We start from the raw sequence: 13212 nt of genomic DNA, 5'->3' as shown, positions 1-13212 counted from the left end.
GGAACGAGAGCTGACGAGGTGCCGGCCGCGACGTCGGTGGGAAACGACACCCGGCGCTAGTCGTCCGCGCCGTCGAAGAAGTGCTCGTACGCCCAGCCCGCAGTCGTCGTCAACCGCTTGGCGTACGCGATGAGAAAGAGGAGCAAGAGCTGAAGCTTCGTCACCGACACCGCGTCGGTCACGCGTCGGTAGAATCGGCCGGGGTGAGGCGGCAGGTAGTGCCGCGGGTTCAGGACGCTCGGCTTCTCGACGCGTTCGGGATGGTAGCGCTGCATCTGCGCCTTTCCGCGGCCCAGCCGGAAGTGTTTCTTCAGGAACGAGGACAGCGACGACCGGGCGGGATGGTACATCGTGATGTCGGGCTGGAAGTGCTGGTCGAAGCCGGCGTCGTACACCCGGTTGCCGAACTCCTCGTCCTCGCCGGAGAACAGGCGCTCGTCGAACAGGCCGACCTCGTCGAACACCTCCTTCCGCGTGACCAGACAGCCCGTCCCCGAGAACTGCTGTTCCTCGATGTATCGCCGGATGGGGAAGCCGAAGATCTGGTTGTACCGGGCCGTGAGCGTGTCCTTCCCGTCCTCGACGTAGATGTCGACGTCACAGCCCATGTAGTCCCAGTCGTTGGCCTCCAGCGACTCGACGGCGTCCTCGAGCCATGACTCCTCGACGGTCATGTCGGCGTCGACGAACGCGAGGATGTCGCCGTTCGCGTTCCGTATCGCTTCGTTCCTCGCGGCTGCCGGCCCCTGGACCTCGTCCTCGACGAGGAGCGTCACGAGGTCTGGGAAGCGGTCGCAGTACTCCCGGACCACCTCGCGCGTGTCGTCCTCCGACCCGTTGTCGACGACCAGTATCTCGTACGCCGCCGACGGGTACGTCTGGTCGGTGACGGCGTCGAGCGTCATCCGAATCCCTCGGGGGTCGTTGTAGACAGGGATGATGACGGAGACGGGCGGCCGCTCGGAAGCCATATCCTCAAACTGTTCTAGCACGCTTATAGCCCCTTCGATTCACCAGACGACGGCGTGGCAATTTCGTTCGCGCGGACGACGACGTCCGAATTCAGGCGTCGACGCCGTTCGACCGTACGCGTTGGTTGCTGTGCGCGGCGAGAAATATCTTTTTATAATGTGAAAAATTGTTCTGTGACAACCGGTGAGAAGAGCGTCGGTCCGCGTCAGCGGACCAGGGTGGCCTGCTCGGCGACGGTTCCGGCGACCGAAGCGCCGGCGTCGATGGTCGTCCCGGGACCGACGAGCGTCCCAGGGACGAAGCTTGCGTTCCCGCCGGCCCGGACGTGGTCGGCGAGCAACGCGCCGAGTCGCTGGTCCTCGTGGACGACCTCGTCGACGCGCACGTCGCCGGGGCCGCCCGGGACGGTCGTTCCCGCGCCGAGGCGGACGTCCTGGCCGGTCACGCAGTCGAGCAGGGTCGCGTTCGCCCCGACCCGGGTGCCGGCGTCGAGGACGGACCGCTCGACGACGGCGTTCGCCCCGACCGTCGCGTCCACGCCGAGGGTGGCGAACGGACCGACGACGGCGCCCGCCCGGACCTCGCTGTGCGGGCCGACGACGACGGGCGGTCGCAACGTGGCGCTCTCGTGGACGGTCGCCTCGTCGGCGACCCAGACCCGGTCATCGCGCTCGGGTTCGTCGACGCGGCCGCGGACGAGCAGTTCGTGGGCCAGGTCGAGCAGGTGCCACGGTCGACTCGCGTCGAGCCAGACGCCGTCCGTCCGGACGCCCCGGACGGTGGTCTCGGAGGCGACGAGGCGTCGCAGCGTGTCGGTCAGCGCCAGGTCGCCGGCGTCGCGCGGCGTGGACTCGATCGCCTCGAAGACGCCGTCGTCGAAGGCGTAGACGCCGGCGTTGAGCAGGCGGTAGGCGTCGGTCCCGGGGTTCTCGACGAGTTCGGTGACGCGGTCGTCCGAGAGCACGACCGCGCCGTACTGCGCGAGGTCGTCGCGCTCGACGGCGGCCAGCGCCACCGTCGGTCGCTCCCGGCCCCGTTCGAACGCCTCGCACACGTCTGCGACCATCGCCGGGTCGAGGATCTGGTCGCCGTTGACCGCCAGGAACGGAGGCTCGACCGCACCGCGAGCCGACAGTAGGGCGTCGCCGCTCCCGAGACGGTCGTCCTGGACGACGTAGGAGAGCGGCACGCCGCGGTACGAGGAGCCGAAGTGCTCGCGCACCCGGTCGCGCTTGTAGCCGACGACGAGGTGGATGCGCTCGACGTCCGCCGTCACGAGCGCGTCGAGGACGTACTCCAGAACTGGGCGCGTGGTCGCCGGCAGCATCGGCTTCGGTCGGTTGCGCGTGAGTGGCCGGAGCCGCCGTCCCTCCCCGGCGGCCAGCACGACGGCGGAATCGAGTGTCATGTTGCAACGACCGACGACGAGGACGGCATTGAAAGTTCTGCCTCGATTACGGGTTACGCGCCCGTTACCGTCGCGGAAACACCGGAGAAACCGGTCGGACGACCGAGACGTTCGCGCGGGTGTCAGACGACGAGCGCGATGCCGGACGGACCGGCGGGAGCGACCATCCGTTCGAATCGACGCTGATTCCCGCCCGTCCTGCCGCCGGGTTACGGTCGGGATGCGCACGACGTGACGGCGGTGGACGGCGTGCGGGCGACCGGTTAGCCCGCGCGTTCTCCGGGTCGACCGGGCCGAGAAATCGACCGGGCCCGGAACCGGTCCCGCGGAGGGGTCAGGACTGACGGCCGACCGCGTCGGGGTGCAGACGGGCCGCGAGGGTCTCGACGCCGTCGAGGAGGCGCGGACTCGGCTGGTTGAGCAGGGAGTCGTCGAGCACGTGGACGGCGTCGCGCTCGACGGCCGGGACGGCCCAGTCGCGTCCGGTGACGGCGGTCGGGTCGCTACGCTCGCCGTGCCCGCAGACGTGGAGGACGACGTGGTCGGGCGCGGCGTCCTCGACCGTCTCGCGGTCGACCTCCCGGGAGCGCTCGCCCGACGGGACGAAGGGGTAGCGTCCGCCCGCGGCCCGCACCGCGTCGGGGACCCAGTTGCCGGCGGCGGTCGGCGGGTCCGACCACTCCTCGCAGTAGACGGTCGGGCGGTCGCGGTCGCGCGTGAGTCGGCGGACGCGGTCGATGCGACTGCGGGCGCGCCAGGCGAGGTCGTGGCCGGCGCGCTCGCGGCCGACGGCGCGGGCGACGTCGACGAACGACTCGACGACCTCGCCCAGCGTTCTCGGTTCGACGTGCGCGACGCGGTGGCCGCGCTCGCGAAGGCGGTCGCGCACCTCGCGCTGGAGCGGGTCGGCGGTGAGGACGACGTCGGGGTCGCAGTCGTCGACGACGTCGTAGTCGGGGTTCAACCAGCCGCCGACCGGCGGCGCGTCGGCGTCGCAGTGGTGCGTGACGCCGGCGAGGGAGTCGGTCGCGTCGAGCGCCCGGAGCGTTTCGGTCGCGCTGGGGGCAAGCGAGACGACGGTCGGGGCAGTCACGCTGTTTTCCTCCACGCCCTTCGGGGGTAAACCCTTCGCGTCGAACATTACGCTTAAACTTTTGGTTCGTCCGACGTTGGACAGGCGGCTCACGTCCCGTGTGACTGTTTCACGAACCCGCGGGCAGCCAGCATCGATGGCTTTAAGTGAGTTTCGGAATAACCGCAAGTTAAGAATTCACGCGCCGGGTTTTTCAGGTTTTCCCCTGCCCGGTAGCCGACGCACTCTCGTCCAGAGAGGTGTATCAATCATGCCAGACACGACCATCCGAGCGCGGAACAGGGCCGACGAGAACGAGGTAGAGGACCAGCGAGACGAGGGTGAGAGCTGCCCCGAGTGCAGCGGCAACCTCATCACCGACTCCGAGCACGGCGAGACCGTCTGCGAGGACTGCGGTCTCGTGGTCGAGGAGGACAACGTCGACCGCGGGCCGGAGTGGCGCGCCTTCGACGCCAAGGAGAAGAACGAGAAGTCCCGCGTCGGGGCACCGACGACGAACACGATGCACGACAAGGGGCTGTCGACGAACATCGACTGGCGGGACAAGGACGCCTACGGCAACTCGCTGGGGTCGCGCCAGCGCGAGAAGATGCAGCGCCTGCGCAAGTGGAACGAGCGCTTCCGCACCCGCGACTCGAAAGAGCGCAACCTGAAGCAGGCGCTCGGCGAGATCGACCGCATGGCCAGCGCCCTCGGCCTTCCCGAGAACGTCCGCGAGACGGCGTCGGTCATCTACCGCCGCGCGCTCGACGAGGACCTCCTCCCCGGCCGTTCCATCGAGGGCGTCTCGACGGCCTGCGTCTACGCCGCGGCGCGCCAGGCCGGCGTCCCCCGCAGCCTCGACGAGATCGCGGACGTGAGCCGCGTCGAGAAGAGCGAGGTCGCGCGCACCTACCGCTACGTCGTCCGCGAACTGAGCCTCGAGGTGAAGCCCGCGGACCCCGAGAGCTACGTCCCGCGGTTCGCGTCGGGGCTCGACCTCTCCGACGAGGCCGAGCACCGCGCGCGGTCGCTGCTGAAGACCGCCAAGGAGCAGGGCGTCCACAGCGGGAAGTCGCCGGTCGGCCTCGCCGCCGCCGCCGTCTACGCTGCCGCCCTCCTCACCAACGAGAAGACCACGCAGGCCGAGGTCAGCGATGTGGCCGACATCAGCGAGGTCACCATCCGCAACCGCTACCACGAACTCCTCGAGGCCGAGGAAGGCACCGTCGCGCTGTAACGCCCGGAGCGCCAGGCGCTGCGAACGCCCGACCGTTTGAAAAGATGTTTTTGTGGGGGGTGAAACGTTCCCGTAGCGACCGAAATGAAGACCGAGCACGAGATACACGTCGGCGACGCGGCGGCGATGACGACGGTGCCGGACGACTCGGTCGACCTCGTCGTCACCTCCCCGCCGTATCCGATGATCGAGATGTGGGACGACCTGTTCGCCGACCTCGACCCCGCCGTCGGCGAGCACCTGGACAGCGGCGACGGCGACGCCGCCTACGAGGCGATGCACGACGCCCTCGACGCCGTCTGGGCGGAGCTGTCGCGCGTGCTGGCGCCCGGCGGCGTCGCAGCCGTCAACGTCGGCGACGCCACCCGGAAAGTCGACGACTCCTTTCAGCTGTTCCCGAACCACGCCAGGGTGACCCGCGACCTCCAGGACCGCGGCCTGCGACCGCTGCCGGACATCCTCTGGCGCAAGCCGTCGAACCGCCTGACGAAGTTCATGGGCTCGGGGATGGTGCCGCCGAACGCCTACGCCGCGCTCGAACACGAGTACGTCCTCATCTTCCGGAACGGCGACCCGCGCGAGCTGGAGCCGGGGGCCGACCGCCGGTACGAGGCGGCGTACTTCTGGGAGGAGCGCAACCGCTGGTTCTCCGACCTCTGGACCGACGTCCGCGGCGAGACCCAGGACCTCGACCACGGCGACCTCCGCGAGCGCTCGGCTGCCTTCCCCTTCGAGCTCCCATACCGTCTCGTCAACATGTACTCCGTCTACGGCGACACCGTCCTCGACCCGTTCTGGGGAACCGGCACCACCTCGCTGGCCGCGATGGTCGCCGGGCGGAACTCGGTGGGGTACGAACTCGACGCGGAGTTCACGGGCGTGTTCGACGACCGCGCCGCCGAGGCGCCCGCGCTCTCGCGCCGGAAGGCCGACGAGCGCCTCGACGCCCACCGGCGGTTCGCCCGCGAGCACGACGGCGACCTCGGCTACGACGCCGCGAACTACGACTTCCCGGTGAAGACCCGCCAGGAGGAGGACCTGCAGTTCTACGCGGTCACGGACGTCGACCGCGTCGAGGCCGACCACCCCGGCGACCGGTTCGTCGCCACCCACGAACCGTACACCGGGTGACGCGCCGGAGAACTACCGGCAACCGGGGACTCTTTTGCCCGTGCGCGACGACGCACCGGCATGGAGTTCGACTCGTTCGTCCTCGCGGCGAGCACGGCCGACCTCGACGCGGCGTCGCGGGCCGACCCCCACGCCGACGCCGTCGAGTTCCGGATGGACCTCGCGACCGACCCACTGGCCGCGCTCGACGACTACGACGGCGACCTGCCGATACTCGTCACCAACCGCGTCACGTGGGAGGGCGGCGAGGCCCCCGACGGCGACGAGCGCCTCGACAAACTCGAAGCGGCGGTCGACCACCCGGCGGTCGAGGCGGTCGACGTCGAACTCGAGAGTCTGCTCGAGGACGGCGCTCGCGTCGCCGAGCACGCCCGCGACCGCGACGTCGCCGTCGTCGCCTCCGTCCACGACTTCCAGGCGACGCCGGACTGCGCGTCGATGCGTGAGCTACTCGTCACCGCGACCGACCGCGCGGACGTCGGCAAGCTCGCCGTGACCGCGGAGTCGCGACGGGACGTCCTCGACCTCCTCGCCGTGACCGACGAACTCGACGCCGAGGGACGGACCGTGGCGACGATGGCGATGGGCGAGGCGGGCCGGCACTCCCGGGCCGTCGCCCCGCTGTACGGGTCGAAGATCGGGTACGCGCCGGTCGACGCCGCCGACGCGACCGCGCCCGGCCAGTACGACCTGGCGACGCTGTCGGAGCTAGTCAGCGAACTCGAAGCGGAGAGCGCGGGCGGGTGAACGGAACAGGGCGGCTACGCGGTCGCCCCGGCTCAGAAGACGAGGATGCGGACGAAGACGAGCAGCATCGAGAGCACGCCGAGCAGGACGAACGCCGCGTTCTCTATCGACGGCGAGCCGGGTTCGAGCGGTTCGTCCCGCTCGTCCGCGGTCGGGGACGCATCGTCGCCGACCTCGTCGAGGTCGTACTTCCAGTCGGACATGGATGCCGGTACGGGCCGGCGCAACAAAAGGCGACCGGCTCGACAGTCGCTCAGCGTCGCTCGCGCGAGCGGACGTCGCCGTCGTAGACGACGCCACGCTCGGCGTTCAGGGTGACGACGTCGCCGTCGCCGACGCGGGCCCCCAGCGGCGCACCGCTTATCATCGGAATCTCCAGTTCGCGGGCGATCATCGCCGGGTAGCCGGTCATGCCGGGACGGGCGTCGACGATGCCCGCCAGCCGCGTCGCGTCGCCGGTGAACTCGCCGTCGAAGTCGGGGTCGAGGACGAGGATGGTGCCCTCCGGGATGCCGGTGAGGTCGCCGGTCGCCGTGCGCTCGACGGGACCGACGGTCTGGCCCCGGACGACGCTGCGGCCGGTGGCGATGGTCTCGGCCGCGACGTGAACCTTCAGCATGTTCGTCGCGTCCTGGGTGTCGAGTTCGCTCATCATGCCAGAGAGGACGACCACCGTGTCGCCGCTCTCGGCGACGCCGGCGTCGAGGGCGGCCTGCACGCCGTCGTCGATGATGGTCTCGACGCTGTCGCCGAGGTCGGAGTACTGGGCGTTGACGCCCCAGGAGAGCGCGAGTTCGCGGCGCACACGGTGGTTCGGGGTCGTCGCCACGACGGGGACTGGCGGGCGGAACTTCGCCACCTTCAGCGCGGTGTAGCCGGATTCGCTGGCCGCGACGATGGCGCTCGCGCCGATGTCGCGGGCGAGGTAGCGCGCCGAGCGCGCCAGGGCGTCCGTGCGGGTGTCGTCGGCGGTCGGGACCCGCTGTTCGAGCGTCTCGTCGTACTCGCCGCTGGACTCGACCTCGCGGACGATGCGGTCCATCGCCTCCACGACGCGCACGGGGTGGTCGCCGACCGCCGTCTCGCCGGAGAGCATCACCGCGTCCGTGCCGTCGAGCACGGCGTTGGCGACGTCGGACGCCTCCGCGCGCGTCGGCCGCGGCGCGTGGACCATCGAGTCGAGCATCTCGGTCGCGGTGATGACGGGGACGCCCTCGGCCTGGCAGTTACGGATGATGCGCTTCTGGATCATCGGCACGTCCTCCATCGGGCACTCGACGCCGAGGTCGCCGCGGGCGACCATCACGCCGTAGGCGGCGTCGATGATCTCGCCGAGGTTCTCGACCGCGCCGCGGCGCTCGATCTTCGCGACGATGGGAACGTCGGCACCGAGGTCCTCCAGGACCTTGTTCACCGCCAGCACGTCGTCGGCGTCGCGGACGAAGCTCGCAGCGACGAAGTCGACCGTCCGTTCGAGGTCGTCCACCGTCGCGTCCTGCCCGGGACGCTCGCCGGCGGCGAGCCGCAGGTCCTCGCGGTCCTTCTCCGTGACGGTGTCGAGGCCGAGTTCGACGCCGGGGACGTTGACCCCCTTGCGGCTCGCCAGGTCGCCGCCGTTCTCGACGCGGACGACGACGTCCTCGCCCTCGACGTGGTCGACGACCGTCTCGATGCGACCGTCGTCGAGCAGGATGCGGTCGCCCGGGTCGGCGTTCGAGAGGGAGACCGAGATACCGACCGCGTCGGCCGTCACCTCGTCGCCCGGGACGAACCGGACGGTCGAACCGGTCTCGAGGTGGACCGGCTCGTCGGTTGGGGCGGTGCGGATCTCGGGACCCTGGAGGTCGAGCATCACAGCGAGCGGCTGCGACGTCGCCTCGTCGACCCGTCGCACCGTGTCGATGAGGTCGGCGCGGTCCTCGCGGGTTCCGTGGCTGGCGTTGATCCGGGCGACGGTCATCCCGGCCTCCGCCAGGTTCCTGACCGTGCTCCGGTCGCTCGACGCGGGGCCGAGCGTGCAGACGATCTTCGCGTTTCTCATGCTTGCACGTTCGCCAGGCCACGTGAAAAAGCCAGTGTTAACTCGGGTTCGAGTGTAAAATCGGGGTGTCCGGAGCCGTCGCGGACGGCGTTCTCACTTGATCTTCGTGCCGGGTTCGGCGTCGCCGTAGGTCGTCAGCAGGTCGGCCTGCTCGCCCGCCGCGAGCAGCATGCCGTTGCTCTCGGTGCCGAACAGCTCGGCCTTCTCGAGGTTGGCGACGACGACGATCTTCGTCCCCGGAAGGTCGTCCAGGTCGTGGAGTTGCTTGATGCCGGCGACGATCTGGCGCTGTTCGACGCCGACGTCGACCGTCAGCTTGACGAGGTCGTCCGCGCCCTCGATGGGCTCGGCGTCCTCGATGCGGGCGACCCGCAGGTCGAGGTCCTGGAACTCTTCGAAGCCGATGCGTTCGTCGTCGATGGGTTCGATGTCCTCGCTCATGTCTTCGTCCTCGTCGTCCGCTTTCTCCTCGTCCGCCGTAGCCGCTTCGATGCGCTCCTGCAGGTTCTCGTTCAGCTCCTCGACGCGCTCGTCCTCGATCTTCTCGAACAGCTCCGACGGCTCGCCGAAGTCGGCCGGCGGCGCTTCGAGGGCGGCCTCGACCGCGACGTCGTGGACGGAGCCGTCCTCGCCGAGTTGCGACCAGAGCTCGTCGGCCTTGCCGGGCAGGACCGGGGCGAGCAGCACGGCCAGCGCCTTCGCGATCTGGACGCAGTCGCGGATGACCTGGGCGGCCCGCTCGGGGTCGTCGTCGGTCAGCTTCCAGGGCTCGTTGCGCTGGATGTACTCGTTGCCGAACGCCGCGAGCGCGGTGGCGGCCTCGCCGAGTCGCTTGAGCGAGTAGTCGTTGACCGCCGCCCGGAACTCGTCGACGGCTTCCTCGATGCGCTCGCGGACCTCGTCTGAGACCCCGGCGTCCGGCGTCCCGTCGAAGTTGCGCGCGGCGAACAAAAGCGAGCGGTAGGCGAAGTTACCGACCGCGCCGACGAGTTCGCCGTTGACCCGCTCCTGGAAGCGGTCCCACGAGAAGTCGACGTCCTGCTGGAAGCCGCCGGTCGTCGTGAGGTAGTAGCGGACGAGGTCCGGATGGAACCCCTCCGCGAGGTAGTCGTCGGCCCAGACGGCGCGGTTGCGACTCGTCGAGAAGCCCTTGCCGTTCAGGTTGACGAACCCGCTGGCGACGACGGCGCGGGGCTCGTTGTACCCCGCGACGTGGAGCATCGCCGGCCAGAAGACGGTGTGGTGCTGGATGATGTCGCGGCCGATGATGTGGATTATCTCTCCCTCCTCCCTCCAGACCTGCTCCCAGTCGTACTCCCCGGGGCCGACGCGCTCGGTGTACTGCTTCGTCGAGGCGATGTACTCGATGGGAGCGTCGACCCAGACGTACAGGACCAGGTCGTCTGCGTCCTCGTCGACGGCTTCGCCGTCTCCGTCTCGATGCCCCTCCGACGCGTCGCTGTCGGGGTAGTCGATGCCCCAGTCCATGTCGCGGGTGATACACCAGTCCTGGAGTTCGCCCTCGATCCACTCGCGGGGCTGGTTGCGGGCGTTGCTGGTGCCTTCGAGGCGGTCGATGAACCCCTGGAGGTACTCCTGCAGTTCCGAGACGCGGAAGAACCGGTGCTCGCGGTCGCGGTACTCCGCGGGATTGCCCGTCCGGATGCTGTGGGGATCCTCTATCTCGCCGGGTTCGAGGTGGCGGCCGCAGCCCTCGTCGCACTCGTCGCCGCGCGCCTTCGCGCCGCAGTACGGGCAGGTGCCCTCGACGTAGCGGTCGGGCAGCGGTTCGTCCTCGATGGGGTCCCAGGCGACCTTGATCTCCTTCTCGTAGACGTACCCCTCCTCGTCGAGCGTGCGGACGATGTCGCGGGTGAGCTCCGTGTTCGTCTCGTCGTCCGTGTGGCCGTAGTTGTCGAACTCGACGTTGAACTTCGGGAACGTCTCCTCGTACTTCTCGTGGTGACGGAGCGCGAACTCACGTGGCGTGACGCCCTCCTCCTCGGCGTTGACGGCCACCGGGGTGCCGTGCATGTCGGACCCGGAGACGAACGCCGTCTCCTGGCCCAGCTTTCGCAGCGCGCGCGACGTGACGTCGCCGCTGACGTACGTCCGCAGGTGACCGATGTGCAGGTCGCCGTTGGCGTAGGGGAGCCCGCAGGTCACCACCGCGGGGTCGTCGGTCGGATAGTCGTCGTGGCTCATGCTATCAACTCCTTCGTTGCGGGTGTAAAACCCGCCGGTTTCGGTGTCTCTCGCATCTGTCGTGGTTCGGTGAGTACGCAGTGGCTGGAAAGCGGTGCCCGGTCAGCCGAGTTTCACCACCGCAGAACCGGCCGCGCGTCGGTCCGGGAGGGTCCACTCGGCGCTACTGCTGGCCACGCATACGCATCGCCGCCGGACGGACCCTCCGTCGCATACCGACTCGTATGCTCGTCACCCTATAAAAACGCTTGCCCGGTCGACGCGGCGATGTTCGAATCCGAAGTCTCGTCGAAACCATCAGCAAGGTTGGGTTTCTGAGTTCGTGCCGAATACGGGGCGCGTATCGGTCACAGCGGGATCGGGTCAGGTGTGCTTCGTCGAGCGGCGCTTCCCGAACAGATACACGAAGTAGATGAGTGCGAGTGGCAAGAAGTACAGTCCGCCAAGCACGCCGCCTACAGCGACAGCTTCCAGTGCGGAACCGCCAGCGAGCGCACGCCCGACGATACCGACGAGGACAGGGATTACGAAGAGAATTCGTAGTATCTGGAGTTCCTTCGGTGTAAGCGGGAAGACGGCCATGTATCGAGTTGGGTTAGTGACAGTATAGGCTTTGCCGTGAAGCTTGCACAGTTTCCCGACGTCTCGTTCGTGAGCGTGCCCTCATTACGCGCTCGCTTCGGTCGCGTGCTCTCGCGGACCGCTCTCCTCAAGCCGCCTCATCCAGTCCATCTGTATCGGCCGCTCGACCGACCGACGGTGGGCGGGGCTTTCGAGGTGGTCACGGTTTTACTGTCCCGGCCAAGCACCACCGGCGAGGCGCTCCGCGGACGGACGAGTTACGTACCCCGGACGAGAACGACCGCTCGATGCCGACCGACCTCGCAGACCGCGTCGCCGACCGCACCGGCGACCGACCCACGGCGCTCGTCGAACTCGACGGCGGCGAGATCGGCACCGTCTACCGCGTCGACTTCGCCGACCGCGACCCGCTCGTGGCGAAGACCGGCGAGACGCCCCTCTCCGTCGAAAGCGAGATGCTGACCCACCTCGGCGACGCCGGCCTCCCCGTCCCCGCAGTGGAATCCGCTACCGACGACCTGCTCCTGCTGGAGTACGTCGAGGGGGACGCGGAGATCTCCCCGTCGGTCGAGCGCGACGCCGCCGACCACCTCGCGGCGCTTCACCGGACGACCGCGCCGGCGTTCGGCTTCGAGCGCGACACGCTCACCGGGACGCTGCGCCAGCCGAACCCGTGGACCGACTCCTGGGTCGCGTTCTACCGCGACCGGCGGCTCCGGTACGCCGCCGAGGTGGCCCGCGACGCCGGGCGACTCACGCCGGCCCTCCACGAGCGCGTCCTGTCGGTCGCCGAGGACTGCGACGCCCTGCTGGTCGAACCGGACGCCCCGTCGCTGATCCACGGCGACGTCTGGACGAACAACGTCCTCGCGCGCGACGGCAGGGTGGCGGCGTTCCTCGACCCGGCGACCTACTACGCCCACGCGGAGGTCGAACTCGCGTACGTCGACTGGACCGACACCTTCGGGGACGTCTTCTTCGACCGCTACGACGCCCGGCGGGGTATCGACCCTGGGTTCGACGAACGCCGGGACGTGTACGTACTCTACCCGCTGCTCGTCCACGTCTACTACTTCGGCGACCCCTACCCGGACCGGCTCGCGGGGACGCTCGACCGCCTCGGCTACTGAGTCGCCGTCCCGTCGACCGCCGAGAGGTGTGCGGCGATCCAGTCGTACTCCCGGAGGTCCGGCAGTTCGTCGGGGGCGAACCACGCGACGTCCGCGACTTCGCTGTCGACGCACAGGAGGCGACCCGCGTCGTCGGTGACGACGGCCCCCGCCGCGTAGGGGTAGAACCGGTCGCGGAACGCCGCCGCACTCGCCGGAAACGGCCCGTCGTCGCCGGAGAGCGGCGAGACGACGAGCGGGTCGAGGCGCGTGACGTCGCCCCACCGCGCCTCGACGTCCGCGAGCAGGGCCTCGGCGTTCCCCAGGACGGTCTCGCGGACCGCCGCGGGCTCTCGTTCGTCCAGAACAGCCGTTCAGATATCATCTAGAAAACGGTTTCGGCCGGGACAGCGCTCGAACGCGGCCCGAACGCACACGAGGGCGCGGGCCGAACTGTCGAGCATGACGGCAGAGTTCACCGACAAGCACGTGGGCAAGCGGGTCGTCGCGGCCGACGGCACCGAGATCGGGACCGTCGACCACGTCGACCACGGGTCGCTGTACGTCGAGGTCGCCGCCGGGGCCGACCGGGACATCCTGGAGGACCTCCGCTGGACGGGCACTGTCAACCGCGAGGTCTATCACCTCAACGACAACTTCGTCGCGGACATCACCGAGGACGCGGTACGGCTGAGAGTGTAGGGG

At 69.2% G+C, this 13212-nt stretch carries 13 protein-coding genes; 6 read left to right on the top strand and 7 right to left on the bottom strand.

The features are described 5' to 3' along the window. Positions 1-56 precede the first annotated feature (56 nt). The 3 genes from NKT36_RS11465 to NKT36_RS11455 all read right to left on the bottom strand — a co-directional run bounded on the left by NKT36_RS11465 (position 57) and on the right by NKT36_RS11455 (position 3473). Complete coding sequence (locus NKT36_RS11465; protein ID WP_327051182.1) at positions 57-971, bottom strand: glycosyltransferase; 915 nt, start codon at positions 969-971, stop codon at positions 57-59. A gap of 206 nt (positions 972-1177) precedes the next feature. After that, positions 1178-2380 (bottom strand): sugar phosphate nucleotidyltransferase, encoded by a 1203-nt coding sequence (locus NKT36_RS11460; protein WP_327051181.1) that lies wholly within the window; start codon positions 2378-2380, stop codon positions 1178-1180. A 334-nt stretch (positions 2381-2714) separates the two neighbouring features. After that, on the bottom strand, positions 2715-3473 hold the full coding sequence (locus NKT36_RS11455; protein ID WP_327051180.1) for a helical backbone metal receptor: 759 nt from the start codon (positions 3471-3473) through the stop codon (positions 2715-2717). A 250-nt stretch (positions 3474-3723) separates the two neighbouring features. Between NKT36_RS11455 and NKT36_RS11450 the strand changes: the two genes are divergently transcribed. From NKT36_RS11450 to NKT36_RS11440, 3 genes are all read left to right on the top strand, one after another. After that, positions 3724-4692, top strand: coding sequence for a transcription initiation factor IIB (locus NKT36_RS11450; RefSeq protein ID WP_327051179.1), 969 nt, complete (start codon positions 3724-3726; stop codon positions 4690-4692). An 84-nt stretch (positions 4693-4776) separates the two neighbouring features. Then, positions 4777-5823 carry a DNA-methyltransferase gene (locus NKT36_RS11445; RefSeq protein WP_327051178.1) on the top strand — a complete coding sequence of 349 codons (1047 nt, stop codon included), beginning with the start codon at positions 4777-4779 and terminating at the stop codon, positions 5821-5823. Positions 5824-5883: 60 nt separating this feature from the next. Continuing rightward, positions 5884-6570: a type I 3-dehydroquinate dehydratase gene (locus tag NKT36_RS11440; protein WP_327051177.1), complete on the top strand. Its 687-nt coding sequence runs from the start codon at positions 5884-5886 to the stop codon at positions 6568-6570. Positions 6571-6602: 32 nt separating this feature from the next. On the opposite strand, the gene NKT36_RS11435 is transcribed toward NKT36_RS11440, so the two are convergent. From NKT36_RS11435 to NKT36_RS11420, 4 genes are all read right to left on the bottom strand, one after another. Continuing rightward, positions 6603-6773, bottom strand: coding sequence for a DUF7312 domain-containing protein (locus NKT36_RS11435; protein ID WP_327051176.1), 171 nt, complete (start codon positions 6771-6773; stop codon positions 6603-6605). Between the two features lie 50 nt (positions 6774-6823). Further along, positions 6824-8611: a pyruvate kinase gene (gene pyk / locus NKT36_RS11430; RefSeq protein WP_327051175.1), complete on the bottom strand. Its 1788-nt coding sequence runs from the start codon at positions 8609-8611 to the stop codon at positions 6824-6826. 93 nt (positions 8612-8704) lie between these two features. Continuing rightward, the gene (gene metG, locus NKT36_RS11425) at positions 8705-10816 is read right to left on the bottom strand and encodes a methionine--tRNA ligase (protein WP_327051174.1); all 2112 of its coding nucleotides are present in this window, start codon (positions 10814-10816) and stop codon (positions 8705-8707) included. 363 nt (positions 10817-11179) lie between these two features. Then, the gene (locus NKT36_RS11420; RefSeq protein ID WP_327051173.1) at positions 11180-11398 is read right to left on the bottom strand and encodes a hypothetical protein; all 219 of its coding nucleotides are present in this window, start codon (positions 11396-11398) and stop codon (positions 11180-11182) included. Positions 11399-11685: 287 nt separating this feature from the next. Here NKT36_RS11420 and NKT36_RS11415 point away from each other — a divergent pair, with 287 nt between their 5' ends. The 3 genes from NKT36_RS11415 to NKT36_RS11405 all read left to right on the top strand — a co-directional run bounded on the left by NKT36_RS11415 (position 11686) and on the right by NKT36_RS11405 (position 13209). Beyond that, the gene (locus NKT36_RS11415) at positions 11686-12528 is read left to right on the top strand and encodes a fructosamine kinase family protein (RefSeq protein ID WP_327051172.1); all 843 of its coding nucleotides are present in this window, start codon (positions 11686-11688) and stop codon (positions 12526-12528) included. 26 nt (positions 12529-12554) lie between these two features. Next, complete coding sequence (locus tag NKT36_RS11410) at positions 12555-12896, top strand: hypothetical protein (RefSeq protein ID WP_327051171.1); 342 nt, start codon at positions 12555-12557, stop codon at positions 12894-12896. Between the two features lie 73 nt (positions 12897-12969). Beyond that, complete coding sequence (locus NKT36_RS11405; protein ID WP_327051170.1) at positions 12970-13209, top strand: hypothetical protein; 240 nt, start codon at positions 12970-12972, stop codon at positions 13207-13209. Positions 13210-13212 lie beyond the last annotated feature (3 nt).

This window comes from Halomicrococcus gelatinilyticus (assembly GCA_024227995.1).
Lineage (GTDB): Archaea > Halobacteriota > Halobacteria > Halobacteriales > Haladaptataceae > Halomicrococcus > Halomicrococcus gelatinilyticus.
Note: the sequence above shows the minus strand (reverse complement) of the source record. Positions and strands in the feature narration are given on the sequence as shown.